General features: G+C 65.5%; 24 protein-coding genes and 1 pseudogene. 12 read left to right on the forward strand and 13 right to left on the reverse strand.

Going from position 1 to position 25,361, the window contains the following annotated elements; genetic code table 11:
• Positions 1-124 precede the first annotated feature (124 nt).
• The 7 genes from ASF21_RS11120 to ASF21_RS11145 all read right to left on the reverse strand — a co-directional run bounded on the left by ASF21_RS11120 (position 125) and on the right by ASF21_RS11145 (position 6,642).
• A complete protein-coding gene (locus tag ASF21_RS11120; protein ID WP_082471494.1) occupies positions 125-1,690 on the reverse strand; it encodes a sensor histidine kinase in 1,566 nt (521 codons plus the stop codon).
• A complete protein-coding gene (locus tag ASF21_RS11125) occupies positions 1,687-2,436 on the reverse strand; it encodes a response regulator transcription factor (RefSeq protein ID WP_055770998.1) in 750 nt (249 codons plus the stop codon). Before ASF21_RS11125 ends, ASF21_RS11120 begins: the two co-directional genes overlap by 4 nt.
• 113 nt (positions 2,437-2,549) lie before the next feature.
• A complete protein-coding gene (locus ASF21_RS11130) occupies positions 2,550-2,810 on the reverse strand; it encodes a hypothetical protein (RefSeq protein WP_055771001.1) in 261 nt (86 codons plus the stop codon).
• Positions 2,811-3,121: 311 nt separating this feature from the next.
• Positions 3,122-3,997 carry an FAD:protein FMN transferase gene (locus ASF21_RS11135; protein ID WP_414826629.1) on the reverse strand — a complete coding sequence of 292 codons (876 nt, stop codon included), beginning with the start codon at positions 3,995-3,997 and terminating at the stop codon, positions 3,122-3,124.
• Positions 3,889-4,542: an FMN-binding protein gene (locus ASF21_RS17575; RefSeq protein WP_157365878.1), complete on the reverse strand. Its 654-nt coding sequence runs from the start codon at positions 4,540-4,542 to the stop codon at positions 3,889-3,891. The genes ASF21_RS11135 and ASF21_RS17575 overlap by 109 nt, the downstream gene beginning before the upstream one ends.
• Before the next feature lie 241 nt (positions 4,543-4,783).
• Positions 4,784-5,014, reverse strand: coding sequence for an FMN-binding protein (locus ASF21_RS17060; RefSeq protein ID WP_162237543.1), 231 nt, complete (start codon positions 5,012-5,014; stop codon positions 4,784-4,786).
• 293 nt (positions 5,015-5,307) lie between these two features.
• The gene (locus ASF21_RS11145) at positions 5,308-6,642 is read right to left on the reverse strand and encodes a ferric reductase-like transmembrane domain-containing protein (RefSeq protein ID WP_157365879.1); all 1,335 of its coding nucleotides are present in this window, start codon (positions 6,640-6,642) and stop codon (positions 5,308-5,310) included.
• Positions 6,643-7,067: 425 nt separating this feature from the next.
• On the opposite strand from ASF21_RS11145, the gene ASF21_RS11150 reads away from it, so the two are divergent.
• The 7 genes from ASF21_RS11150 to ASF21_RS17355 all read left to right on the forward strand — a co-directional run bounded on the left by ASF21_RS11150 (position 7,068) and on the right by ASF21_RS17355 (position 13,543).
• On the forward strand, positions 7,068-7,649 hold the full coding sequence (locus ASF21_RS11150; RefSeq protein WP_055771008.1) for a hypothetical protein: 582 nt from the start codon (positions 7,068-7,070) through the stop codon (positions 7,647-7,649).
• A gap of 316 nt (positions 7,650-7,965) precedes the next feature.
• On the forward strand, positions 7,966-9,006 hold the full coding sequence (locus ASF21_RS11155; protein WP_055771012.1) for a phosphodiester glycosidase family protein: 1,041 nt from the start codon (positions 7,966-7,968) through the stop codon (positions 9,004-9,006).
• Between the two features lie 10 nt (positions 9,007-9,016).
• The gene (locus ASF21_RS11160; protein WP_082471496.1) at positions 9,017-10,234 is read left to right on the forward strand and encodes a bifunctional glycosyltransferase family 2/GtrA family protein; all 1,218 of its coding nucleotides are present in this window, start codon (positions 9,017-9,019) and stop codon (positions 10,232-10,234) included.
• 109 nt (positions 10,235-10,343) lie between these two features.
• Positions 10,344-11,108: a DUF4956 domain-containing protein gene (locus ASF21_RS11165; RefSeq protein ID WP_082471497.1), complete on the forward strand. Its 765-nt coding sequence runs from the start codon at positions 10,344-10,346 to the stop codon at positions 11,106-11,108.
• Positions 11,105-11,884, forward strand: coding sequence for a polyphosphate polymerase domain-containing protein (locus ASF21_RS11170; RefSeq protein ID WP_055771016.1), 780 nt, complete (start codon positions 11,105-11,107; stop codon positions 11,882-11,884). The genes ASF21_RS11165 and ASF21_RS11170 overlap by 4 nt, the downstream gene beginning before the upstream one ends.
• 45 nt (positions 11,885-11,929) lie before the next feature.
• The gene (locus ASF21_RS11175; RefSeq protein WP_235498938.1) at positions 11,930-13,150 is read left to right on the forward strand and encodes a carbohydrate-binding domain-containing protein; all 1,221 of its coding nucleotides are present in this window, start codon (positions 11,930-11,932) and stop codon (positions 13,148-13,150) included.
• A gap of 18 nt (positions 13,151-13,168) precedes the next feature.
• Positions 13,169-13,543 carry a hypothetical protein gene (locus ASF21_RS17355; protein ID WP_235498940.1) on the forward strand — a complete coding sequence of 125 codons (375 nt, stop codon included), beginning with the start codon at positions 13,169-13,171 and terminating at the stop codon, positions 13,541-13,543.
• Between the two features lie 566 nt (positions 13,544-14,109).
• On the opposite strand, the gene ASF21_RS11180 is transcribed toward ASF21_RS17355, so the two are convergent.
• The 4 genes from ASF21_RS11180 to ASF21_RS17065 form a co-directional block, all read right to left on the reverse strand.
• Positions 14,110-14,652: a dihydrofolate reductase family protein gene (locus ASF21_RS11180; protein WP_055771018.1), complete on the reverse strand. Its 543-nt coding sequence runs from the start codon at positions 14,650-14,652 to the stop codon at positions 14,110-14,112.
• Between the two features lie 537 nt (positions 14,653-15,189).
• The gene (locus ASF21_RS11185) at positions 15,190-17,217 is read right to left on the reverse strand and encodes an EAL domain-containing protein (protein ID WP_162237544.1); all 2,028 of its coding nucleotides are present in this window, start codon (positions 17,215-17,217) and stop codon (positions 15,190-15,192) included.
• A gap of 103 nt (positions 17,218-17,320) precedes the next feature.
• Positions 17,321-17,692: a hypothetical protein gene (locus ASF21_RS11190; protein ID WP_157365880.1), complete on the reverse strand. Its 372-nt coding sequence runs from the start codon at positions 17,690-17,692 to the stop codon at positions 17,321-17,323.
• 497 nt (positions 17,693-18,189) lie between these two features.
• Positions 18,190-18,618: an RDD family protein gene (locus tag ASF21_RS17065; protein ID WP_055771028.1), complete on the reverse strand. Its 429-nt coding sequence runs from the start codon at positions 18,616-18,618 to the stop codon at positions 18,190-18,192.
• Positions 18,619-18,998: 380 nt separating this feature from the next.
• On the opposite strand from ASF21_RS17065, the pseudogene ASF21_RS11200 reads away from it, so the two are divergent.
• A pseudogene (locus ASF21_RS11200) lies at positions 18,999-20,303 on the forward strand (M20/M25/M40 family metallo-hydrolase); the annotation flags it as partial.
• A 29-nt stretch (positions 20,304-20,332) separates the two neighbouring features.
• Positions 20,333-21,505 (forward strand): acyl-CoA dehydrogenase family protein, encoded by a 1,173-nt coding sequence (locus ASF21_RS11205; RefSeq protein ID WP_055771034.1) that lies wholly within the window; start codon positions 20,333-20,335, stop codon positions 21,503-21,505.
• A 45-nt stretch (positions 21,506-21,550) separates the two neighbouring features.
• Here ASF21_RS11205 and ASF21_RS11210 read toward each other — a convergent pair whose 3' ends face one another.
• Entirely contained in the window at positions 21,551-21,784 is a 234-nt protein-coding gene (locus ASF21_RS11210; protein ID WP_055771038.1) for a DUF5703 family protein, read from the reverse strand.
• A gap of 41 nt (positions 21,785-21,825) precedes the next feature.
• Here ASF21_RS11210 and ASF21_RS11215 point away from each other — a divergent pair, with 41 nt between their 5' ends.
• On the forward strand, positions 21,826-22,107 hold the full coding sequence (locus ASF21_RS11215; protein ID WP_055771040.1) for a hypothetical protein: 282 nt from the start codon (positions 21,826-21,828) through the stop codon (positions 22,105-22,107).
• A gap of 150 nt (positions 22,108-22,257) precedes the next feature.
• Here ASF21_RS11215 and ASF21_RS11220 read toward each other — a convergent pair whose 3' ends face one another.
• Positions 22,258-23,193: an aldo/keto reductase gene (locus ASF21_RS11220; protein ID WP_055771043.1), complete on the reverse strand. Its 936-nt coding sequence runs from the start codon at positions 23,191-23,193 to the stop codon at positions 22,258-22,260.
• A gap of 50 nt (positions 23,194-23,243) precedes the next feature.
• On the opposite strand from ASF21_RS11220, the gene ASF21_RS11225 reads away from it, so the two are divergent.
• Both ASF21_RS11225 and mshC read left to right on the forward strand, forming a co-directional pair.
• Positions 23,244-24,068, forward strand: coding sequence for an undecaprenyl-diphosphate phosphatase (locus ASF21_RS11225; RefSeq protein WP_055771046.1), 825 nt, complete (start codon positions 23,244-23,246; stop codon positions 24,066-24,068).
• A gap of 23 nt (positions 24,069-24,091) precedes the next feature.
• On the forward strand, positions 24,092-25,357 hold the full coding sequence (gene mshC / locus ASF21_RS11230; protein WP_055771049.1) for a cysteine--1-D-myo-inosityl 2-amino-2-deoxy-alpha-D-glucopyranoside ligase: 1,266 nt from the start codon (positions 24,092-24,094) through the stop codon (positions 25,355-25,357).
• Positions 25,358-25,361: the final 4 nt, after the last annotated feature.

Consider the following 25,361-nt stretch of genomic DNA (forward strand, 5'->3'; position numbering starts at 1 on the left):
CACCCGTTTCTTAAACGAACGTACTCGCTTCGCTACACATGGGCTACGACAGCGCAAACGATGTGGATCGGAGCGATAAATGGCGGTTTTCTGTGATCGTTAGATGGCGCACGTACAGGTGGAGCTAGAGCTCATGACCGCCCGGTGACGGATCCTTTGTGAGTTCTTGGCCGGGTGTGTGGTGTGGCTGTGAAGTAGTCGCGACCAGGGGTAGCTGCACGCGGAACTGCGTGCTGTCGGGCTTACTGGTGACGCTGATTGTGCCGTCGTTGGCTTTGATGAGGGCCTGGACGATGGCGAGGCCGAGGCCTGTACTGCCGGTGTTCGCGGTTCTTGCGGTGTCGCCCCGGCTGAATCGCGTGAAGATGGTGTCGAGGAACGCCGGGTCGATGCCGGGGCCGCTGTCGGTGATGGTGATGTGTGCGTGAGGCCCGTTCAGTATCACAGCGGTGGCGATGGCGGTGCCGGGAGGGGTGTGCTTGTGGGCGTTGGAGAGCAGGTTGATGAGTACCTGGCGGATCTCGGCTTCCACGCCGCGCACTTCGACGGGCTCGTCTGGTAGTTCCAGGCTCCAGGAGTATCCGGGCGCCGTTACCTGGGCGTCGCTGGTGGTTTCGATGACGAGTTCGGTGAGGTCGACGTCGGACACCTCACCGCGCTGGCCTTCGTCGAGGCGGGCGAGCAGCAGGAGGTCCTCGACGAGGGAGGACATGCGCTTGGATTCGCTGTCCACACGTTCGAGTGCGGATCGGCCGGAGGGGCTGATGTTCTCGCTCATGAGGATCAGCTCGGTGTAGCCGCGGATCGAGGTAAGGGGTGTCCTCAGCTCGTGGCTGGCGTCGGCGACGAACTGTCGTACTTTCATCTCGCTCGACTGGCGGGCGCGCAGGGCGCTCGTGACATGGTCGATCATCTCGTTCAGGGCCAGTCCCACGGTGCCGACCTCGGTACCCGGTTGCGCGGCCGCGGGCGGGACCCGGACGGTTATGGTGACTTCGCCAGAGGACAGGGGCAGTCGGGAGACCGACGTCGCGACGGCGGAGAGTTCTTCGAGGGGACGGAGGGACCGGCGGATGATCACCGTCCCGGTGAGGCCCGTCAGGATGAGGCCGGCGAGGGACAACCCGGTGATGGTGAGGTCCAGGGACAGGAGGGTGCTGTCCCTCTCCGCGGTGGGAAGGCCGGTGACGAGGACGGACCCTTCGGAGGTGAGTTCTCTGGGCAGCGCGGCGGCGTCGACCCGGTAGTGCCCGCTGGAGAGGGTGAGCTCCTGCGGCCGGTCGTCGGGATCGACGCCGGCCAGCAGGTCCAGGTCGGCTGCGGTGAGGGGATCGGTGGTGCCGTCGTCCTGCACCAGCGCGGAGGTCTGTGCTTGTCCGTCGCTTCCGTAGACAGCGTTGAGGGTACCGGGTCGCTGGCCTGCGGCGTTTCCGGGATCGAGGCCACGGAAGGGTCGGTCGCCGTCATCCGGGCCGTCACGAGGGCCGTCACCGCCGCCGGCACGGTCAGCGGCAGGGGCGAGGGCCTCGTCGAGCTGGCCGGTGAGGTAGTTGCTCATGGCGACGTGGCTGAAGACGCCGATCGCGACGCAGATCGTGGTGAGCAGGGCCAGGGTCGCCAGGATCAGTGTGGTGCGTAGGTGCAGCGGCCGGCGGTGTGGCCTGACGCCGGCAGCACGGGGAGTGGTCACGAGGTGGCGGGCTTGATGACGTACCCGGCGCCGCGGACGGTGTGGATCATGGGCGCGCGTCCGACGTCGATCTTCTTGCGCAGGTATGAGATGTAGAGCTCGACGATGTTGGCTTGTCCGCCGAAGTCGTAGTTCCAGACGTTGTCGAGGATCTGGGCCTTGCTGAGGACATGGCGCGGGTTCTCCATGAGGTAGCGCAGAAGCTCCCACTGCGTGGACGTCAGGAGGATGTCTTCGCCGCCACGGGTGACCTCCCGGGTGTCGACGTTCATCACGAGATCCCCGACGACGAGTTCGGCTGAGTCCGATGCCGCGACGCCGGAGCGCTGGACGAGGCGGTGGAGGCGGAGCATCAGCTCCTCCATGCTGAAGGGCTTGGTGACGTAGTCGTCACCGCCGGCCGAGAGCCCGGTGATGCGGTCCTGGACGGCGTCCTTTGCGGTCAGGAACAGTGCAGGCACGTTGGGGGCGAAGGTTCGGATCTTCTTCAGCGCCTCGATGCCGTCCACTCCGGGCATCATCACGTCGAGGACCAGCACGTCGGGGTGGAAGTCGCGCGCAGCGGACACCGCTAAGGCGCCGTCATTCGCTGTGGTGACGCTCCAGCCGGCCATGCGGAGTCCCATGCTGACGAGTTCCGCGAGGCTTGTCTCGTCGTCCACGACGAGCGCCCGAATGGGGCTGCCGTCGGGGTGCGCGAGGCGGGGCAGGTTGTCGGTCATCGAGTGGTGCGAGGCGTCGGCCATCGTGTGGGGTCTTTCGTCGGTGCCGGCGGGGCCGGGTATTGCGGCGGTGAGATGCGATCCAGTATTCCGCACCGGTCGTTCAAGGTGGCTGTACTGTGCGGGAGCCTGGTGTGTCAGGCAGCCAGGGGGCCGGCCGCAGCACCGACATCGAGCGCTCCACCGGTGTCCTGGCGGCGGACCGTGACCTGTTCCGTGGAGACGGTGGTCCCCACGAGGACGGTGGCACGAGCATCAGCCACGGGTGCCGTCGCCTCGGCGCCCAGAGGGGCGAAAGCAGTGGTGCCGAGGACCGCGGCGAGGGCCATGCCGGCGAACGCGGCACGGATTCCCTTGCGTCCTACGGTGAGCTCGGGGATGGGGCGGTAGCTGATCATGGTGTCCTCCTGGCAGGTCCGTCGTTGTTCCTCCACTTTCTTGCCTGAACTTAGACCACGGCTTATCGGCACCTGTGCGGGTGCTGTGCAGCCAGCTCTCAGCTTTCGCAGGGTGCAGGGACAGCCGTGACACAGACGCGAGCCGGATGCTTGAGCCATCAGCACGGTCGATGGAAGGTGAACGGATCGGACGAAGAACGCACCAGCCACTGACGCAGACAGTGATGCTACTCATGCAGAAGGACCGCCGGACCACAGACCCGGACGGTCCTTTTGCTCGTTCAATACCCGTTCGAACGGGTGGGGAAGTGTCAGAAGAAGGCAAACCCGGCGCTGGTACCGGGACCCCTGCTCGCGCTGGAAGGGTCGGCTGGCGGTCGTTCCACGGTCCACCGTGTCTGTCCGTCCGCGTCGATGGTGAAAATGTCGACCTTGAAGCGCTCTGCCATGTCTTGCAGGGAGTCAGTTCCACCAGCGTAGATCGCGGTTGCGATCACGTCAGCGGTGAGGATGTCAGCCGCGGCAACGCTGACCTGAACAACGGACCGGGATTTCTTCCCGGTGGTGGTAGTGGTCGGGAACCAGATGTGGTGTCCTCGTTCGCTGACTCCTGATGTAGCGATGGCCATCCGATCCGGGGACGTCGTGACACTGGCGACCATCGCTGACCTGTCCGCAGGGTCGCTGATACCAATGAGCCACGGCGCACCCGGTGACTGGGTGCCACTGCACAGGATGTCTCCTCCGCAGTTCAGGGACCAATCATGTTCGCCCTCCTGCCAGAGGAATTCCCCGGCCTGCTCGATGGCGTGGGCCTTCACGACACCGTTGAGGTCCAATCCACCATCAGGATTCTGCGGGTCGAAGAGGCCGTCGGTGACGCTGCGCCACTCTACGGCCAGGGCATACATGTCCCGGAGCTCCAGCGAGCTCCGCGACAGCGGGAGACGGCCGGTGGCAACCCTGCTCAGCTCGGAGTCCGGCTTGTAGAGGCTGAACCGCTCGTCATGGTGCCGGAAGATCCTCTGCAGGTCCCCTGAGAGAGCGACCTGCACATGTGGTGATGCCCGGAAACTGACTATCGTGCCCATCGTCTGGAAGGTCGTCGCCGGACCGGTGGTGAGGTCGTCCTCGCTGGGGGAGGAAGCCCAATCGGCCTCCCGGCCGCAGGTTCCCTGGGACGGCATGGTACGCGGGTCAAGGACCATGATGTTGCCTCGTCCAGTGCGGCTTGCAGGGACGCAGCGTAGGCCTGCGAGGTATAGGTGGATCCACTGATCATGGTGATGTCCGTGTTCTGCTGGGTGAGGACGGAGTTGTTCAGGTGGGCTTCGACTCGTTCGTTGATGTTTCGGGAGACCGGGTTCTGGGCGGTGATGACGGCGTCGACATCGGTGAAGACACCGTTTGCCACCGTCACGGCCACGCTCACGGACCCGCGTGGGTACGGGACAGGGGGGCCTGTGTATGTCCCATCTGCAGCGGCGGCAGCGTTGACTGCGTCCCCGGCGCCGATAGCCGCCATTTCTTGTCCTCGGCTGCCCTGGCCCCTGCGACCGGGACCGTCGGGGAGGTCCATGAAAGCGGTCGACATCCGCCCGCCGCCCCGGCCCGTGTCGTCAGCGCCGGCAGTCGTGGCTGCAGCGTCGTTGGCCTGGGCGCCGATCTGCCAGCCGATGATCAGGACGCAGGCAGTGGCTGTGACAGCTGAGACGACGGCTCGTGATCGCATGGGTCATCCTTCCGGGACGGGGTGGTCGGGTGCGAAACGACGTGCGAGGCACCTCGGGGAGGAGCGGTACACGGAATCATGGACGACGCGGCGGCGACGCTGGTGTCTCGCGGCAGAGGCCGGTAGATCACGGATGAGCAATGTGGTTCGGGAGGGTGGACGTCAGTGTCACCGCTCGTGCGGGCGTGAGGTGTGCGACGGGCGTACCCCGTCAGGCTTCTGCGCTCCGGTCGGGCAGACATCAGAGACCCGCCTGATCGAGGGCCGACTGCAACGATTCCAGGTAGGCCTCTGACGTGTACGTGGCTCCACTGATCATGCTGATCTCCGCCGACTGCGCCTGAAGGGCTTCCTCGCGCAGGAGTGGGACAGCGCACGTGTTGATGCGCTCCGACTTGTCGCCGTGAGTTGTGCTCAACTCGGCCGTGGCATCGGCCACGGCTCCGTCCGCGACGGTGATGGTGACGGTCACTGACCCGTACTCGTGCTCGACCGTGACACCGGTGTAGGAGACAGCGGATATGTCCGACTCCGTCGTGATGCTTGCAGATGTTCCAGAGTCAGAGCCCGAGTCAGAGTCAGAGCCCGAGTCAGAGTCAGAGTCCGTGTCAGTGGTGGTTGTGGTTTCCGTGCTGGTCGCCGGCGTCGTCGGAGTGCTGCTGACGGTGGTGCCTGCCTGGACGGTTGCCGGCTGCACGCCTAGTTGCCACCCCAGGACGAGGATGGACAGTGAGGCGACACCTGATCCGAGGAGTGCTCTGGTTTTCATAGTGCGAACCTTTCCGAATGGATGTTCTCTGACGGGAAGCCGGCGTTACGGGCGTCCGCGAGGACCAGATCGGTCCAGGGCAGGGGTCCGCAGACATACACGTCGGGCACCTGTCCTGGCGGGAGGTAGGAGGTCATGGTGTACCCGGAAGCGACGGCGGACGCCGGCAACCAGGAGGAGTTCCAGGTAGCTCGAGGCCCGGTGAGGACGAACAGTCGTGCTCCCCGCTGCTCACAGAGGGCGCTGATTTCGTCGAGGAGGTAGACCTCGTTCGGGCGTGAGGCGCGCAGGATCACGGTTGCACTTCCGTAGGGGAAGGTCAGGTCCTCGAGGAGTCCGCGGATGGGTGAGTTCCCGATGCCGGAGCCGATCAGCAGGACCTGGGCTGAGGCCCGGGCGGCTTCGGTGAAGATGCCGTAGGGACCCTCGATCGCTACCTTGGTCCCGGGCCGGATGCTCATCAGTTTCGCTGTCCCCGCGCCGAGGTTCCTGACCGTGATGCGCAGGGAGGTGGGCGTTGGTCTGGCGGATACGGAGAAGGGGTGAGGCTGCCACCACAGGTCAGGGGTGAGGAACCTCCAGATGAAGTACTGGCCCGCGCGGGTATTCAGGCGTTCCACGTCCCGGCCGGTCATATCGATCGTTGCTACGCCCGGTGCTACTTCGGTGACCCGGGTGATGCGTATCTGATGGTGCAGAGATCGGATGGTTGGCAGCAGCACCCGATAGGTCAGGACTGCCGCGCCCGTGAGGACCATCAGTGCGATCCAGTACCAGCGCTGGATGGTGCCCGGCGCGAAGAGCCCGCTGAGGCTGAACTGGTGGGGAATGGACAGGGCCACCGCTGCATAGGTGAGCAGGTGAATTCCATGCCAGATTTCCTGGGGGAGCCGGCGTTTGACGGCGATCACGGATGTCCCCGCGACGAGTACGAACAAGACCAAAGACAGGACCGCCCACCTGAGGTCCAGGCCACTGGCCCAGAGGGAGAGCGCTTCGGCCACAGGGCTGATGCCTTCGGTGGCTGCGTACCCCAGAAGGAGCAACGCTCCGTGAGCGAGGAGCAGATAGAGGATGGGTTCACCCAGGGAGCCGTGGACCAGAAGTGCCTTGTCCTGCCCGATCGTCCTGTCGATGATCGGCACCCGCGCGGACAGCAGGAACATCACGAGCACCAGGTCCATGGCTGCCAGACCCGCAATCACACCCATGGATGTCAACATTCCCGCGAACGAGCCGAATCCGGCGGCGCCGCCGTCGCTGAGGAACAGGGCGACAGCAACTGCGACGGAAGTGACCAGGACGATGGTCAGCGCATCAGCTGCCCACAAACGCTTCCGGGCCCTCTCCCTGTAGGTGGAGGCAGGCAATCCGACCGTCGGAGGCACAGCAGGTGCTGGGGGCACGTTCCGATGTGAACCATGAAGGGTGACCGGTTGGGTGGGGGACTCTCTGATAGCCATACATCAGTTCTACGAACCGACCCTATGCGTAGTATTCGCCGCCCTTAGCACCAACCTGTGAATTATGCGCGGCCTCAACTCTGAAGGCACCCGTCCGCACGTCACTTCACGACAGCTGTGAGCCCGCCACGGTCTCACAGCTTCGTGACAGGTACGCGACAGCACCTGCTTACCTTTGCACCACAGAGTTGATAGCAGTCCACCAACCAGGACGTCACACAATCGTTCACCTGAGAACGATCATCAGAAATGATCACCAAGGCCGCCCAGCGGCAGAGCGAGGACCAATCATCATGATCAACTCCACAAAGATCGCACTCGGCGCCAGCGCCGCAGCAGTCGCCCTCGGACTGAGCTTCGGCGTCACGTCGATGGCATCAGCGGCGACAATCACCCCTGCACCTACCGCCACGTCCTCCGCCACCGCTGACGACTCGACCGGAGACGATGCGACCACCGACACCGACACCGACGCCGGCAGGGGCGGACACGGGCACCGCGGCGGTGGAGGTCGCGGAATCGACGCCGCGGACCTCGCGACGGCGCTCGGCCTCGATGAGGCAACGGTGAGCGACGCACTCGACACCGCGCAGGACACCGCCCGAGACAGCATCGACACCACCGACGGGGAGAAGCACGATCGTGCAGCACTTGAGAGTGCCGTTGTCAGCTCGCTGGCCGAGACCCTAGCCGTCGATGAAGCGACTGTGCAGAGCGCCGTCGACGAGCTCCAGGCCGCAGAGCAGGCAGAGCGATCCGCAGCCGTGCAGGAGAAGCTCGACGCCGCAGTGGCAGACGGCTCCCTGACCCAGGCAGAAGCCGACGGCGCCGCCAAGGCAGTGGAGCTCGGGCTCCTCGGTGGTGGGCGTCACTAAGCCCTGAGAATGCTGAACGGAAGGCCCTGGATACCACCGGGGCCTTCCTCTCGCTAAAGCCGTCATTCAACAACGTCCTCTAACGACGTCATCGATGCGGTACCTGTGCTCAGCGCCAGACAGCGCCAGACAGCACGATGCGAACCGTCAATGGAGCCATTTGTTGCTGAACACCGGTGCGGCTGTTCTCGCCCATCGGGGGAGCGGCGCTGAGATCCACCGGTCCCACGATGGTGATAAGCCGTGAAGCACACTCACAGCCACCGCATAAGAAGGGCATACTCCTGCCATAGGGCCGCTCCGTAGAACTTGGAGTATGCCAACACACGCCAAGCCCCGTAGTCCGGGACGCCTCCGCAGAATGATCCTCGCATCCTCCCTCGCCCTGACTCTCGCTGCCGGCGGCACTACGGCCTGGGCGCTTGATCGTTTCGTCATCGAGAAGGTCGAGATCGCCAACGTGTCCGAGTACGAAGCGGAACAGGCGGCAGCAAGCACCACCACAGACACGGACACCACGGACACCACGGACACCACGGCAGGATCCGCCACCGGCACAGCCTCTGACGCGGGAGCGGACACGGTATCGGACACGGTGGCAGCGGAGTTGACGGACACCTCGTACGTCTCGGTGGACAGCAGTATCGAGATCTCCACCGTCGTCACCGGCTCGGGTGACGAGACCGTCACCTATTACGTGGCCGACGTCGAGCTGACCGACGCGACCACGCTCCGGTCTGCGTTTGCCCAGGACAGCTTCGGGGAGAACATCACCGAGACGACCTCGGAGATCGCCGCGGCCAAAGATGCGATTTTTGCCATCAACGGCGATTACTACGGCTTCCGGGACACCGGGATCGTCATTCGTAACGGCGTCGTCTACCGCGACGACGGAGCCCGGCAGGGCTTGGCCTTCTACGCGGATGGCACCGTCAAGGTCTACGACGAGACGACCACGACGGCCGAGGAGCTTCTCGCGGACGGTGTCTGGAACACGCTTTCCTTCGGACCCTCCCTCTTGGACGGCGGAGAGATCGCCGCCGGGATCGAGGACGTCGAGGTCGACACCAATGTCGGTAACCACTCCATTCAGGGCGAGCAGCCCCGCACCGCAATCGGCGTGATCGACGAGAACCACCTGGTCTTCGTCGCTGTCGACGGGCGCTCCGACGGCTACAGCGACGGAGTCACCATGACCGAACTCGCGTCGATCATGCAGGGCCTCGGCGCCACGACCGCGTACAACATCGACGGCGGCGGATCCTCCACCATGTACTTCGACGGTGAGCTGGTGAACAACCCGCTCGGCAAGGGCGAGGAACGCGGCACCTCCGACATCCTGTACATCGGGCAGTAGGGGAGCGACGGTGATCATCCTCATCCCCGCCTACCAGCCCGATGCCGCCTTGCCGCGGCTCGTGACCGATCTCCTGTCCATCGATTCGCGCCTGATGGTCCTCGTGGTCGACGACGGAAGTGGCCCGGGCTTCACCGCCGTGTTCGACGACGCCCGCCGGGTGGGAGCTACCGTGATCGGCTACCCCTCTAATCGGGGCAAGGGTCAGGCGCTCAAGACTGGTTTCGGCTACGCGCGGCGCCATCACCCCGGCGAGGGCGTGGTCTGCGCTGACAGCGACGGCCAGCACGAGGTACCAGACATCCTCCGCGTAGCGGCCCGAGTACGCGAGGAAGGACAGCGTCCGCGCTTCACTGGTTCGACGATGGTGCTGGGGGAGAGGCGGTTCGACGGCGATGTGCCGGTCCGAAGCCGACTCGGCAACGCGCTCACGCGCACCCTGTTCCGTCATGCTGCGGGTGTACGGCTACATGACACGCAGACGGGGCTCCGAGGGTATCCGGCGGCGATGCTTCCCTGGCTGCAGTCGGTGCGCGGCAACCGGTATGAGTACGAACTGAACCTGCTGCTGCAGGTCGGCCAGGCCGGCCACCGGATCGAGAGCGTCCCGATCTCCACCATCTACCTCGCAGGGAACAGCTCGTCCCACTTCCGGCCACTGGTGGACTCGGCCCGTATCTACGCACCGCTGCTGAAATTCTCCCTGTCTTCGCTGGCCGCCTTCGGGATCGACCTCGCAGCCTTCGTGGTCCTCGGCCTGCTGACGGACTCGCTGCTGTTGGCCGTCGTCGGGGCGAGGCTTATCAGCTCATCCATCAACTTCCTCATGAACCGCAGCCTCGTGTTCACTGGTGGCCGGCGCCGGCCCCCATCCGCCGCCGCTCTACGGTACTTCACCCTCGTCGTGGCCCTGCTCGCAGCGAACTACGCCTCCATCTTCCTGCTCACAGACCTCGGGCTACCCGAGATCACGGCCAAGGTCAGCACCGAAACGACGCTCTTCGTCGCCAGCTTCACCATCCAGAAACGCTTTCTCTCGAGGCGCGGGGACGCCGTCCCACCCCACGGAACTCCGCCCGAAAGTCCTCGCGCCGGCGGTCCGCAAACCCTCCGGAGCCCGATCCTGATCCAGCCACCACGGCCCGCAGCAGACCCCGCAGCAGACCCCGCAGCAGACCCGGCGACGGACTCGATGACGGACTCGATGACGGCCCGTCGCGTGGCCTGAGCCGGATCCTCGGTGCTCATATGCCGTGCTGTGCCCAGACACAGCAGTGGCACAGGGTCCGCTCGCATCGTAGAAGAAGAACATTCATCCACGTCCTGGAGAACATGACATGAACATCCTGATCCTCATCGCCGCAGACCTGCTGGCAATCACGCTCCTGACCTTCGGCTTGTACCTGCGCCGCCACCGGCGCCGGGACCTCGTCGTCTCCTACCTGGGAATGAACGTCGGAGTCCTCGCGGTAGCAACAGCGCTCTCGGGTTCGGCGGCCGGCGTCGGCCTGGGCCTCGGACTGTTCGGTGTCCTGTCGATCATTCGCCTGCGCTCCACCGAACTGGCGCAGCACGAGGTCGCCTACTACTTCTCCGCCCTCGCCCTCGGGCTGATCGCCGGCCTCGGCGCCGAGCCTCTCTGGCTGCCCCTCGCCCTCATGGGACTGATCCTCGCCGTCATGTTCATCGGCGACCACTCGCGGGTACTGCCCGCCTACCGCCACCAGATCGTGGTGCTCGACCAGGCCATTGGTGATGAGGATGTGCTCCGCCTTCGTCTGGCCGAGGTCCTGAACGCCCGGATCCATTCCGCCACCGTGTCCGAACTGGACCTCGTCAACGACAAAACGATCGTTGATGTTCGGTACGAAGTCTCCACCAACAGCCTGCCGGCCGACCGCACAGCCCTAGGGACGCCGTCCACCACCGCCCCCTCAACCTCGGACAGCTCGGTCGGCACCATCTACTACACGAACCTGCCCGAGACCTTGCCCGCAGGCGCTCCGACCCACGTACCGACCCCGAGGGACGACCCCGATGGCTCTGATCACTCCTTGGGTGGCCGTGCCAGCGGCACGCAGCAGACGGCGGACGTGCGATGAGTGTCCCGCACTTCGGGAATCTCACCAACCGGTCCGGGGTCAGCCTCGAGGAGCTCAACACCGCAGCTGCCCTGCAGACCAGAATGGACCGCAAGTACGTGGTCAGCGCCCGGACAGCAACCCACATCATCGAGAGTTTCGGCGACGACGTCCGAGTGCTCGAGATGTCCGGCCGGCGGTCGTTCACCTACGACTCCGTCTACTTCGACACCCCGACCCTGGACAGCTACCTCCTCGCCGCCCACGGCCGACGCCGCCGCTACAAAATCAGGACGCGCACCTACGTGGACAGTGACATCAGCTTCCTCGAAGTGAAGACCGAGGGGGCCCGCGCCGCGACCGTCAAGGAGCGCATCCCCTACGCGCTCTCCGACAGCCACCGCCTCACCCCTGAAGGCCTGGAATACGTCAACGAAACGCTGGCGTACTCCATCGGCACATTTCCCTCCGGCGCACTGCAGCCTGTGATCGAAACCCGCTACCGCCGCATCACCCTCTACCTACCCGAATCAAAGAGCCGGGCCACGATCGACCTCGGCGTCACCTGGTGCCGACCCGACGGGCAAGCCCACCAGCTCGACGGCGCCGTGATCATCGAAACGAAATCGGGCAGCGCTGCCAGTGCCCTCGACCGCCACCTCTGGGCGAACGGCATCCGGCCCAGCCGCATCTCGAAATTCGCCACCGGCATGGCCGCCCTCGATCCAACCCTCCCCGCCAACCGCTGGCACCGCACCATCTCAGCCTCCCTCCCGCTCCGCCCGCTCTCCCGCTGACATCCCACCTGAACCTCCCGCTTCCCAAGACCTAAGGACGCCCCCATGCAACTCTTTCCCGCCACCACCCGCGGAACGGCCCTCAAAACATCGGTCGCCGCCCTGGCGCTGGCCATCTCACTCGCCGGATGCAGTACCGGCGCCACCACGAACGCCGGCACCGCGACTGGCACCACCACCGATACCAGCACCAGCACCACTACCGACACCGACACCGACACCAGCACCGACACCACGACCGACGCGACGACCGACGTCACCGCCGATGCCGCCGATGCCGCCGCAATCACGGAGGACACCCACTACGACGCTGACGACCTGACCTGGGACGCAGCGGAAGAAGTAGTGGTCACTCTCACGGACGGCGCCAGCAGCGCCGCGGGCGACGGTGTAACAGTGGACGGCGACACCGTCACCATCACCGCAGCCGGTACCTACCGCTTGTCCGGAAGCCTCAGCGACGGCCAGGTGGTCGTCGCTGCGGGGGAGGAGGACGTGGTCCGTATCATCCTCGACGGCGTGGAGCTGACAAGCAGCACCGGCTCCCCGTTCGTCGTCACGAGTTCGAACGAATCCCTGGTGTACCTCGAGGACGGCAGCACGAACACCCTGACCGACGCCGACTCCTACGCTGACACCGGCACCGACGCACCCAGTGCCGCCCTGTACTCGATGGCCGACCTCACTATCGCCGGCGGCGGAAGCCTGACGGTGAACGGCAACGCCAACGACGGAATCGTCTCCAAGGACGGCCTCGTCCTCGCCGCCGGAGACGTCACCGTCAAAGCGGTCTACGACGGTATCAAGGGCAAGGACTACATCGCACTGCTCGGCGGAACCTATGACGTGACTGCGGGCGGCGACGGGATCAAGTCCACCAATGAGGACGAGGACGGCCGCGGTTGGTTCACCGTCTACGGCGGAGAACTCGTGGTGTCCTCGGGTGACGACGGAGTCAAGGCGACTACCACCCTCACCGTGAATGCGGGGACGGTGAACGTGACCGACTCCGTCGAAGGCCTGGAAGCCCAGCACATCATCATCAACGGAGGCACCACCGAGATCACCTCCAGTGACGACGGCGTGAACGCCGCCGGAGGCTCATCGGCCTCCAGCAGCGGCATGGGAGAAATGGAAGTAGGGGACTACACGGTGACGGTAGCCGGCGGCAGTCTCACCATCGACTCCGAGGGTGACGGACTGGACTCGAACGGCGATGCCAGTATCACCGGCGGCACCGTCGTCGTGAACGGGCCGTCGGGCTAAGGCAACGGTGCGCTGGATGTGAACGGAGAAATCACCGTCGACGGCGGGACCCTTGCCGCCGCTGGCAGCGCCGGCATGGTCGTAACACCAGGCAGCGCATCCACCCAGTCTGCCGTCCAGATCGCCTTCGGATCCACGGTACCCGCCGGCACGGCCCTCCAGATCGCGTCATCGAACGGCACCGTGGTCGGAGCCTTCGTGACCAGCAAGGACATGGCGTCGCTGATCTTTTCCTCGGCCACGATCACGGACGGCGAGACCTACACCGTCTACACCGGGGGGACCACGACCGACTCGGCAGGCATCACTGAAGGCACCCTCGACGGAGCGAACGAGCTCGGCACAATCACGGCCGGCGAATACAGGCAGTCTGCCGGTCCGGGCCGACGCTGACCTTTAGCTGATCATTCGGCCATCGCTTGAGTCCACGAGGGTGAGGGGATACGGCAGAAGGAGTTGCCGTATCCCCTCACTGCGCGATTCGGGAGCGCACCAACACGAGCTGTCGGTGTCCGTTACCTATACAGCACACGCGAACACATGCGCTCTGACTACAACACCACCGCCTCTGGGCCATCTCATTCAACGAGCCCTCAAGGGACTGCCGGCGTGAGGGTGGCGCAAACGAACGTATTCGCTACACACGGCCGAGACACCGCGAACGAGCCTGTGGAAGCTCATTTCGTGTAGCAATACTCAGTACCTGAATCTATGGAGCACTACTACTCGCGCTTGTTGATTTTCGCGACAGATCATATCTAAGGCGCTCTTTACTGACGGCGCGACTCTGACAATGCCGCCCCATCGCACCGTCCTGGGCTACCTGAAGGAGGATCCTCGCCCCTCCGCATATAGCGTCCATCTCCGCCACGGGATCCAGAACCCTATAGATCTGCATATCTACACATCAAGGAATGTAGGGAGCTCGCTGGCGGGAGGGCGGGATTTCGAAGGTCGTGCTAGGAGCCTCTGACCGGGATGTAGCGTTCTGCCCGTACTCCTGAGGCGAAGTCGGTCGTGCCGACGAGCTCCAGGTTGAGTGGCTTTGCGAGCCCCTCGAAGAGCCGGGGTCCGTGGCCGACGAGGGTGGGGGAGACGACAAACTCGTACTCGTCGATGAGTCCGGCGTCGGCAAGCGCGAGGGGCAGCGTGACGCCGCCGACGTATAGTCCGTCTCCGGGTTGCTCCTTCAGCTTCCTGATCGCTTGGACAGGGTCGCCGGTGAGCGACTCGGTATTCCAACCGTCCGGTTCGCGCGTGTTGGACACCAGGTACTTCTTGGCCGCATTGATCGAGTCCTTGAACGGACGCATCCATGGCGGTAGATCCTCAGCTGTACGCCAGAACTCCATGAGCTCGTAGGTGGTGCGGCCGAGGATGATGGCATCGGCGCGGGCAATGGTCTTTGCCGCGTGGTGGTGGGATTCCTCATTCACGGTGCCGGTCATGTGATCTACGCAGCCGTCGAGCGAGACGTTGATGGAATATCGCAGTAGTCGCATCGCCTCAGGGTGACACGGTTCTGAAGACCGCGCGATAAGGGGAGTCTGAATCTTCTGAGATTCAAGAACGGACGTGTGTGCGCCACGCATTTTCGGCGCTGTGGACGCGCTACTGGTCGTGGCGCGGATGTCAACGGACGGGCTGGCTCGGTTTGGACGCCAGGAGATGGAGATGTGAGTCACCCGTATGGCGCTGCTAAAAGGGTCGAATGACAATGAGGTGAGCGCAGTTGACATCGTCCTCGAAGTGCAAAGACGTTGCGCTCCTTCTTTCGGTTCGTCACCGACGGGACCCTGGACTTGAACCAGCCCCTGAACGACCGCACTGAGTTCTTCTAGGCCTGCGGGAAGAGAAGCACTCACCGCTGCGGGCGATGTGCTGGGGTGCAGGATCGACGAAAGTCGGAGCTCCACATACTTCCCACATGAGGAGCTCTTCCCATGAATCGCACATCCAAGCCGTCGATCGCCCGCCATGCCATGACCGAGGGCGTCCTCTGCCTGGGAATGCTCGCCTGTCTGGGAATGCTCGCCCTGTCATCCTGCAGCGCTGTCTTCGCGGACTCCGGGCGTTGGTCGGGGGCGGATGAGTGAGGAGAGCCAGTCGATGAGGTGGCGGCTTGATGCTCGGTGGATGCCGTTGTCGGTGTGTTGTTTTGCGTGCCAGAGTGGAGCGTCGTCGGGGGAGCCGAGTTCGCCGATGAAGCGTGCGAGGGGGCAGTGTTCGAGGTCCAACGGGTGGGGTGAGCTCAGTCGGGCGAACTGCCAGTGATAGGCGAGTGCTCCCAGCAGTGTCTTGATCGGTGTCTGGTGGAGTGTGAGCGAGAACGTCTCAAGCCATTGACGGCTGAGCGCCGGAGATTGCGGTTTGGCGAAGAAGTAGCCCTGTCCCAGGGATGCGCCCAGCACGATCGCTGCTTCGGTCAGGCTCTCGTCCTCGAGGCCTTCGATGACGACACCCATGTCGAGGTCCCGGCCCATCTGGATGAGGGTGGCCATGATGCTCAGGGATTCCAGCGGCCTGTCCTGGACGTTGCCGAAGAGACCCTTGTCCAGCTTGAGCGCGTTGAACGGGAAGGTGGCGAGCCGTTGGAGGCTGCTGTGGCCGGCACCGAGATCGTCGATGGCCAGCCCCACTCCGAGGTCGACGAGTTGCTCGACCGAGGCCCGCTGGGTGTCGAGGTTCATGACCTGGGATTCGAGGATTTCCAGTCCCAGGCGTGACGGTGCGAGGGCGTGTGCGTCCAACAGCGCCTTGACTATTCCTGCGGTGGCGGTGTCCTGGAGGACGACAGGCGGCACGTTGACGGAGATGTTGTGACGCACACCGTCCTCGTCCCATCGCGTCAACACGCGGAGCGCCTGGTCGAGGACCGTCGTGAAGAGGACATGCTCGTCCTCGTCCGTCAGGTAGGGCAAGAATTGGTCGGGATGTGCTGTGCGGCCATCGGGTAGGTGCAGGCGGGCCAACGCCTCGAAGAGGTGGATCGATCCGTCGCGAAGATCGACAACTGGCTGGAGGTCGATGAACACTGCGGCGGGAGAGAACTCGGACCCGGGAGCCCAGGTTGTCGTCCCCGGCGAATCCTGGCCATTCTGGCCATTCTGGCCCACTGTGTGCCCGTTGCTTGCGTCGCCGTGCATCGAGAGGCCACGTGCAGGGTGCTCGGGCGTCGACCGTACGGTTCCCAGGTTCCACCAGGCCGACCGGTCGGCTCGATTGTCCTTCACGTCATAAAGACACCGATCGGCCGTGTGGAGCACCATCTCGGCGGAGGTCAGCTCCCGGGGAACGCTGACGATGCCCATGCTCATGCCGATGACCACTTCCTGGCCATCGATGACGAAGGGCTTCTCGACCACTCGGTGGAGCCGGTCCAGCTCGCGGACCATGTCAGCACTACCAACGAGCCATTGGTCGGGTTCGAGGATGAGAAGGAACTCGTCTCCGCCGATACGTCCGAGGAAGTCGTCACTACTGAGGGCATTCCTCATCCGGTCGGACCACTGCCGGAGGACGGCGTCGCCGGCGGCGTGCCCGTAGATGTTGTTGATCCTCCGGAAATCATCCAGATCGATCAGACCGATCAGGAGGTCGGACGTTCCCGATTTCGGTCTCCTCAGGACCTTCGTCACGGCCTGCTCTGTTGCACTCCTGTTCGGTAATCCGGTGAGGTGATCGCGAAGTGCCTGATGATGCAGTTGATTCACCAGCGCTACCCGATTGCTCACGTCGCGCTGCACACTCACATAATGGGTGATCGCATGGTCGACGCCCAGGCGCAGGGGCGTGACTTTCAAATCGGACCAAAAAGCCGATCCGTTCTTACGGTAATTGAGGATCTCTCCTTCGAAAATGCCGCCGGAGGCCAGGACCTGATTCATGTCACGAATGGTCGACTGGCTCGAACCGGGCCCTTGCAGAAATCGACACGTCTTCCCCAGGACATCCTCGGACAGGTAGCCGGTGTTGAGGGTGAAGGAATCCGACGCGTAGAGGATTTTCTGTGCGGCGTCGGTGATAATGGCGAGCTCTGCAACGGCTATTTTTGCGGCGTCGATCACGCCGGGAAGGAAACCCACTGGAGGGTGGATGGATGGCACGGTCATCGGACCGACCCGATCCCGAAGACGGGGCTGCGCGTACGCCCTCGTCGGGGCTGCGGCGTCACGCCGTTTTGAGTACATCATCGCTGGTCGACGTCGGCCGGTCGTGGTCCAGAGCCGCAGCCCTGAGCTTGAACGAAGTCCCGTTGCCAACGCGAGGCAATGCCTGGCGTTGCATCTCCTGGATCGTCACCTTCTTGTCCTCCAGGCACCTGAGCATCCAGGAAGCCGCTTCGACATCAGCCCGGCAGTCCTTGCTGAGCTTGGGGGAGATCTCCTGCAGGTCCACGTAGAGGGTCAGCGACGACGCCAGTTCCTCCACGAACGACGCGCTCCTACTCATCAGCGAAGCGCACTGAGCTTTGTTTTGTTTATTCATCATCAGCCTTGCTTTCGGGCGCCAACGAAGCGAAACCTCGATGGGCGTACTCATCGACAACACTCGACCGTGAGTTTGCAGAGAAAGTGCTAGAACCTTTTATTGTCCGGCATGATCAATGTTCCTGCGAAGCTGGGGGCGCAGTTTTAGCGCAGTTTCTCGAGGGGACCTCACCATCGAGGTCCGAGGGTCGAATCGGAGGTTCCGGTCATACCGATATCGCTAAGAAAACGAGATATCAGGGGCAAGGGGTAGTCTCCACGGGGAGGTTGTCGCGATCAATGAATCATCTCGCTGCCAGTCGTCGGCGGACCGCTGACATCTCCTTTCATCAGACGTCATGCAGGGACTTTTGTGTCGAATTATTCCAAGATCTTGCCGATGGTTTTCACGGGCCTTCGACAGCTTCCCTGAATCTGTTCACGACAGATGACGGATGCTCCGACCGATACCGGCCGTAAGATCGCCCGGTCGAGAGGTGCCCCGGCCACCGTCCTCAGCGTGAAGGACGAATACCTCGGCCTGCCACTCCACGCCGACCGTCGGTCGGGTCAGCGCGTGCGGACGACCGCGAAGCGCACGGGCCTGTCGATGACCGTGTACGAGCTGGCGCTCAGAATCAGACCGATGACGAGGAGTGGCACCCCGGGCACGAGCAGAGCGCCGCCGAGCATGCGCCAGATGCCGCGCCACGCTCCGACGCGTCTACCATCGATGGTCCTGACGGTCCGCAACCCGAACAACAATTGTCCGAGAGTCCGCCGCGTACCGTAGATGACGCCATAGACGACGACGGCGATGACGAAGCTCCCGACGAGGACGATCAGCGGAAGGGCGTCCTCCTCCCCGCCGGCCACAGCCAGGAGGACGAAGGCACCACTCCACAACAGCAAGCCTGCGGCGAGGTCGACGGCATAGGCGCCGGCTCGGAACCAGAAGCCGCCCCGCCCCATCGTCCCGCCGGTACCGAGGAGAACCATCGAGCGATCAATCGCGGGTGACGGCGGGGGAGAGGTCGTGTACCGGTTCATGATGATCCACCCTAAGCGCGGCGAGCCGGTCGCGCTGGGCGCCACTCGAGCGTTCGCCGGACCCGCTGCGGAACAGCCGTGGCCACGGTCATACCGCCGGGGTTTCTCGCCGGTCGCGGTGACCGGTTCTCCCCATCCGCTTCGCGGGCCGACGGCAGACCTCGCGGTGATGACGGTGAGCGCACAACCGAGGACGCCGAGGGTGAGCACCATGAGGCCCGACACAGCGGCGATGACGAAGCCGTCGGGCGGAACGACCGCTCACCCGCCAGTCCCCACGGCGCCCGCCACCCTCGGTAGGCTGGGCAGCAACTGCTACCCAGGAGGACCACATGGGCATCACCCCCGAAGATGAAGTCGTCAGGATCTGCCAGGAACTGATCCGGTTCGACACCTCGAACTTCGGCGACAACGCCGGTCCGGGGGAGCGATCCGCCGCCGAGTACACCGCCGGCCTCATCGAGGAGGTGGGCCTGTCCACGGAACTGTTCGAAGCCGCTCCCGGCCGCACGTCCGTCGTCGCGCGCATGGAGGGCGCGGATCCGTCGCTCCCGGCCCTCGTCGTGCACGGGCACCTCGACGTCGTGCCCGCACAGAAGGAGGACTGGACCGTCGACCCCTTCGGCGGGGAGGAGAAGGACGGGCTCATCTGGGGCCGTGGCGCTGTGGACATGAAGGACATGGACGCGATGATCCTGTCCGTCCTCCGCTCCATGCAGCGCGACGGCGTCAAACCGCAGCGGGACCTCATCTTCGGGTTCTTCGCCGACGAGGAAGCCGGCGGCGCGTACGGTGCCTCCTGGCTCGTGGAGAACAAGCCCGAGGTCTTCGAGGGTGCCACCGAGGCCATCTCCGAGGTGGGCGGCTTCTCGGCGACCATCGGCGGGCAGCGCACCTACCTGCTGCAGACCGCCGAGAAGGGTATCTCCTGGCTGCGGCTGGTGGCCCACGGCCGGGCCGGGCACGGCTCGCAGATCAACACCGACAACGCGGTGACCGCCCTCGCCCGGGCCGTCACGCGCATCGGTGACCACGCCTGGCCCATCGAGCTCACGCCCACCACGCGCCAGTTCCTCGACGGCGTCACCGAACTGACCGGCGTCGAGTTCGACCCGGACAATCCTGACATCCTCCTGCGGGAACTCGGCACTGTGGCGCGCTTCGTCGGGGCGACGCTGCAGAACACGGCGAATCCTACGGTCCTCAAGGGCGGGTACAAGCACAACGTCATCCCCGGCACCGCCGAGGCGCTGATCGACGTGCGCACCCTCCCGGGCCAGCAGGACCAGGTCCTGGAGATCATCCGCGGACTCGCGGGGGAGGGCGTCGACGTGAGCTACGAGCACAAGGACACCTCCCTCGAGGTGCCGTTCGCGGGAAATCTCGTCGACTCGATGATCGATGCCCTGCACGCCGAGGATCCTGGCGCCAAGGTGCTGCCGTACACGCTCTCGGGCGGCACGGACAACAAGTCGCTCAGCCGCCTCGGCATCACCGGGTACGGCTTCGCACCCCTGCAACTGCCGGACGATCTCGACTTCACCGGCATGTTCCACGGCGTCGACGAGCGCGTGCCCGCGGATTCGCTCCGCTTCGGCGCCAAGGTGCTCGCCCGCCTGCTCACCACCTACTGACGGCAGGTGTCGGGACGGCAGGGGCGATCATGACGACGACGTCCGCAACGGCCGCCGGTCAGCTCCTCACCGCGGAGCTGCTCGAGCGCTTCCGGTGCAGGGCCGCAGGCTACGACGCCGCGAACTCCTTCTTCACGGAGGATTTCGACGACCTGGCGGCCGGCGGGTATCTCCGCATACTCGCGGACGTGCGGCCCGGCGCTTCGGGCGGGCTGACGCGCGCAGCCCGGGCCCAGCGTCTCCTGGCCTCCGCGGCGCCGGCCACCGCCCTCGGCACCAACATGCACCTCGTCTGGACGGCGGTGGCCGGCCTGCTCGCGGACCGCGGTGACACCAGCCTGGAATTCGTGCTCGACGACGTCGCCCGCGGCGAGGTCTTCGCGTTCGGGGTGTCCGAGCCGGGCAACGACGCCGTCCTCTTCGACTCCCTGACGCGCGTCGAACGGACCCCCGACGGCGGATACGGCTACACCGGCACCAAGGTCTTCACGAGTCTCTCGCCCGTCTGGACCCGGCTCGGTGTCTTCGGCAAGCTCGAGGGGCGCGACGGCGCCGAGGACTCGATCCTGCACGCCTTCGTTCCGCGCGGTACGCCCGGGGTGGAAACCTTGGCCGACTGGAATCCCCTCGGTATGCGGGCCACGCAGTCGAACACCACACGCCTCACCGATGTCCGTGTCCCTGCAGCCGCCGTCTTCCGCCGCCTCCCCGTCGGACCGAACGCGGACCTCCTGGTCTTCGGGATCTTCGCCGCGTTCGAGACCCTCATCGCCGCGGTCTATCTCGGCATCGCCGACCGTGCGCTGGAACTCGCGGCGCAGTCGCTCCTGCGGAGGCGGAGCCACACCGCAGGACGACCGCTCGCCGACGACCCGGTGCTGCGGAACCTGCTCGCGGGGGCGGCGATGCGGCGCACATCTGCGGATGCCGAACTCGAGAACGTCATACGCAACCTCGATGCGGGGGACGAGGCCGGACCGGCGTGGTTCCCGCGCCTCGTGACCCTCAAGACCCACGCGGTCGACGCCGCTGTGGAGGCGACAGGGGTCGCGCTGCATGTGGGGGGAGGGTCGGGCTTCTCGGGGGACTCCGAGGTGGTGCGCCTGCACCGTGATGCCCTGGCGGGGCAGTTCCATCCGTCGACCGTCGAATCAGCCCGGTCGACGGTCGCGACCTCGCTGCTGGGGCCGCCGTCGTCGTGACCGACCGATGGTTCCGGGACCTGACCGACCGGTAGCCCGGTGGGGTCAGGCCGTGCGCTCCACGCGCAGGACCTTCCGCCTCAGCCAGTAGCGCCTGCTGCCGCCCATGTAGATGCAGCTGCGCTCGAGCTCCCACTTGCCGTACTCGGCATGTTCGGTGAGCAGTTTCCGCGCCGCGGGGAGAGGTTCACCCGCGGTGACGGTGAGCACCAGGTACTCGTATTGCCGCCCGTAATCGCGCTCCCGGACGGCTGTCGCGTTCAGAAAATGTTCTCGCATATCCCTCCAATTTCGACCACTTTACCGATAACGTCTAGGCCATGAGCATTGATCCGCGTGTCGCGCTCCAGTCCCTCGTGACAGCCCTCGAAGAGCATCTTGCTGCCTCGGCGTCACGGAGGCGGGAGGACGATCCCGCGGTGGAGGCGGCCTACCTCGGCATCGCCGACGCCTTCGAAGTCTACGAGGAAGCCCTGTACGACGCGTTCGGTGAGGTCACCCCGCTCGAGATCTACGAAGAGTCGGACGACGACGACGATAACGACGACAATGACGACGCCGAGTACGCCTCCGACCTCGTCGACGCCGAGATCGAGCACTGACCTCTCACGCCAGGGCTCTCGCCCGGAGCGCTCGACCTTCTGATCGCCGCTCACGCTGAGGGCTCGCCGCTCACGCGCGGTCCGGCCACTCATGCGCGGCCCGGCCACTCACGCGCAGCCCGGCCACTCACGCGCAGCCTGCCCGGAATCTCAGGGAAGCAGCGCGGAGACCTCGTCGAGGACCTCGGAGATCGGCCCTGCGACGGGTGCGCCGCTGACCTGGAGGATCTCCTTCAGCTGCTGGGGTGTGCGGGCGCCGATGATGGCCGAGGCCACGCCGGGCCGGTGCAGCAGCCATCGCAGCGCCACCTCGTGGGGTTGCAGGTCCAGCCCGCGCGAAGCCGTGCACAGTGCCTCGGTGATCCGTTGCGGCTTCCCTGACAGGTAGGGCTCCACGTAGGGCGACCAGACGTCGGAGGCGCCCCTCGATTCGGACGGGATCCTCCCGCGGTACTTCCCCGTCAGGACACCCCGGCCGAGCGCACCCCAGGCGAGGATCCCCGCGCCCGAAGCCGCCGCCGCGGGGAAGACGTCGCGCTCCGCGCCGCGGTTCACGAGGGAGTACTCGACGTCGTTCACGAGGAGCGGGAAGGACGCGGCGGCGGCCGCGCGTGCGAACTCCCACCCCGCGTAGTTGGAGACACCGACGTAGCGGGCCCGGCCGGACGAGTAGGCCACGTCGAGGGCGCTGAGGATCTCGGGCAGCGGCACGGCGGGATCGGGGGAGGGCGCCAGCCAGACGTCCGCGTGGTCCGTACCCAGCAGGGCCAGGGACGCGTCGAGCGAGTCGAGAAGGCCGCGCCGCGAACTGTCCAGCCTCCTGCTGCCGGACCTCGTGGTTCCCCCCTGGACCACCAGGACGAGCTCCGAGCGGGCCACGGTGTCATTGATGAAGCCGCCCAGCATGGCCTCCGACTGACCCTCGCCGTAGCGCGCCGCCGTCTCCACGAGGGTGCCGCCGGCATCCGTGAAGAGGCGCAGCTGCTCACGCGCCGATTCCTCGTCGACCTCCTGGCCCCAGTTCATGGTGCCGAGTCCCAGAGCGGAGACGGTCAGGCCGCTCGCTCCCACGTTTCGCCGTTGCATGAGGCCAAGCCTAGGGCCTGCGCCCGGCTGCATGGCTTAGGGTCATTAGCGTGCATTGGATAGAAGCTGTCATCCTGGGATTCGTCCAGGGCCTCACCGAGTTCCTCCCCATCTCCTCGAGCGCCCACCTGCGCATCGTCGGCGAACTCCTCCCCAACGCGCAGGATCCGGGAGCCGCGTTCACCGCCATCACCCAGCTGGGCACCGAGACCGCCGTCGTGGTCTTCTTCTGGCGGGACATCGTCCGGATCGTGAAGGCGTGGTTCGGAGCGTTGCGGGGCACCGTCCCCCGGAACGACCCGGATGCCCGCATGGGATGGCTCGTGATCCTCGGAAGCGTCCCGATCGTTGTGCTCGGGCTCCTCTTCCAGGACCAGATCGAGAGCACGTTCCGCAGTATGTGGATCGTGGCGACGATGCTGATCGTCTTCGGGCTGATCCTCGCCGTCGCTGACCATGTGGGGCGCCAGACGCGGGAGCTGCACACCCTCACCTACCGGCATGGCATCCTCTTCGGGCTCGCCCAGGCGCTGGCCCTCGTCCCGGGCGTGTCGCGATCGGGCGGGACCATCACCGCGGGCCTCTTCATGGGGTACACGCGGGAGGCTGCGGCGCGCTACTCGTTCCTCCTCGCCATCCCCGCGGTGTTCGGCAGCGGTGTCTTCCAGCTGGTCAAGAGCTACGACGAGACCGGACCGTACGCGCTGCCCGAGACGGCCCTCGCCACCGTGGTGGCCTTCGTCGTCGGCTTCGCGATCATCGGCTGGTTCCTGAAGTTCGTGACGACCCGCGGGTACGGGCTCTTCGTCTGGTACCGGATCCTGCTCGGACTCGCTCTCTACGTGCTGCTCGGACTGGGCGTCATCAGCGCCTGACGCCGAGCCGTAAGGTAGAACGTGTGATTGCGTGGAACTCGACTCCTGTCCCTGAACTCGACGGCACCCAGTCGGACATCACCCTGTTCGACACGGCCCTGCAGGAAGGGACGGTCCTCGAACGGCATCCGGAGCGCAGCCTGTACGTCTGCGGCATCACGCCCTACGACGCCACACACCTCGGCCATGCGGCCACCTACGTAGCCTTCGACCTCCTCAACCGCACCTGGCGGGACGCCGGCTCGACCGTGTCCTACGTCCAGAACGTCACGGATGTCGACGATCCCCTGCTGGAGCGGGCCACGGCCACGGGCGTCGACTGGCGGGACCTCGCCACCGAGCAGATCGCGCTCTTCCGCGAGGACATGGAGGCGCTCAATGTCCTCCCGCCCGACCACTACGTCGGAGCCGTCGAGGCGGTCGAGTGGATCGTCCCCGCCGTCGAGGACCTCATGTCCCGCGGTCTGGCCTACACCGTCCCCGGTGAGGGCGGAGACCCCGACGGCGACGTCTACTTCTCGCTGGATGCGGCCGCCCTGCTGGACGAGGACGACGACGCCCGCTGGTTCCTCGGTCAGGTCTCGCACCTCGACGCCGACGCCATGGTGGTCCTGTCCGCCGAGCGCGGGGGAGACCCGGCGCGGCCACACAAGCGCAATGCGCTCGATCCACTCCTCTGGCGCGTCGCGCGGCCGGCCGAGCCCAACTGGCCGGGAGCCACTCTCGGCGACGGCAGGCCCGGCTGGCACATCGAATGTGCCGTGATCGCACACCGCTACCTCCCGGCTCCCTTCACGGTGCAGGGCGGCGGCTCGGACCTCGTCTTCCCGCACCACGAGATGAGCGCCTCGCACGCCTGGGCCTCGAGTGGCTCACCGCTCGCTCAGCACTATGCCCACGCCGGCATGGTGGGCTACGACGGCGGCAAGATGAGCAAGTCACGCGGCAACCTGGTGCTCGTCTCGAAGCTGCGCCGGGCCGGCGTGGACCCGGCAGCCATCCGGGTCGCCATCCTCGCGCACCACTACCGCTCGGACTGGTCCTGGACGGACGCGGTCCTCGAGGAAGCCGTCGCACGGCTCGCCACCTGGCGGTCCGCAGCCGCGCTCGCGGACCGCGCCGACGTCGCCCGCCTCCTCGCACAGGTCCGGGAGCACCTCGCGGACGACCTCGACGCCCCCTCGGCGCTGGCCGCGATCGACGCCTGGGCCGCCGGCATCCACGGCGACGGCTCGGGCCGGCAGGAGTTCGCCGACCTGGCGGACGCCCTGCTCGGGGTGCGCCTCTAGGCCC

The sequence above is a fragment of the Arthrobacter sp. Leaf234 genome, assembly GCF_001422665.1.
GTDB lineage: Bacteria > Actinomycetota > Actinomycetes > Actinomycetales > Micrococcaceae > Arthrobacter_D.

Bases quoted from the DNA above. Each gene is read 5' to 3' on its own strand.
- ASF21_RS11165 (WP_082471497.1), top strand. From the start codon at position 10,344: ATGAACATCCTGATCCTCATCGCCGCAGACCTGCTGGCAATCACGCTC.
- ASF21_RS17575 (WP_157365878.1), bottom strand. From the start codon at position 4,542: ATGCGATCACGAGCCGTCGTCTCAGCTGTCACAGCCACTGCCTGCGTC.
- ASF21_RS17065 (WP_055771028.1), bottom strand. From the start codon at position 18,618: ATGGTTCTCCTCGGTACCGGCGGGACGATGGGGCGGGGCGGCTTCTGG.
- ASF21_RS11215 (WP_055771040.1), top strand. From the start codon at position 21,826: ATGAGCATTGATCCGCGTGTCGCGCTCCAGTCCCTCGTGACAGCCCTC.
- ASF21_RS11155 (WP_055771012.1), top strand. From the start codon at position 7,966: ATGCCAACACACGCCAAGCCCCGTAGTCCGGGACGCCTCCGCAGAATG.
- ASF21_RS11135 (WP_414826629.1), bottom strand. From the start codon at position 3,997: ATGCCGTCCCAGGGAACCTGCGGCCGGGAGGCCGATTGGGCTTCCTCC.
- ASF21_RS11190 (WP_157365880.1), bottom strand. From the start codon at position 17,692: ATGAGTACGCCCATCGAGGTTTCGCTTCGTTGGCGCCCGAAAGCAAGG.
- ASF21_RS11125 (WP_055770998.1), bottom strand. From the start codon at position 2,436: ATGGCCGACGCCTCGCACCACTCGATGACCGACAACCTGCCCCGCCTC.
- ASF21_RS11180 (WP_055771018.1), bottom strand. From the start codon at position 14,652: ATGCGACTACTGCGATATTCCATCAACGTCTCGCTCGACGGCTGCGTA.
- ASF21_RS11220 (WP_055771043.1), bottom strand. From the start codon at position 23,193: ATGCAACGGCGAAACGTGGGAGCGAGCGGCCTGACCGTCTCCGCTCTG.
- ASF21_RS11205 (WP_055771034.1), top strand. From the start codon at position 20,333: ATGACGACGACGTCCGCAACGGCCGCCGGTCAGCTCCTCACCGCGGAG.
- ASF21_RS11130 (WP_055771001.1), bottom strand. From the start codon at position 2,810: ATGATCAGCTACCGCCCCATCCCCGAGCTCACCGTAGGACGCAAGGGA.
- ASF21_RS11210 (WP_055771038.1), bottom strand. From the start codon at position 21,784: ATGCGAGAACATTTTCTGAACGCGACAGCCGTCCGGGAGCGCGATTAC.
- ASF21_RS11170 (WP_055771016.1), top strand. From the start codon at position 11,105: ATGAGTGTCCCGCACTTCGGGAATCTCACCAACCGGTCCGGGGTCAGC.
- ASF21_RS11150 (WP_055771008.1), top strand. From the start codon at position 7,068: ATGATCAACTCCACAAAGATCGCACTCGGCGCCAGCGCCGCAGCAGTC.
- ASF21_RS11175 (WP_235498938.1), top strand. From the start codon at position 11,930: ATGCAACTCTTTCCCGCCACCACCCGCGGAACGGCCCTCAAAACATCG.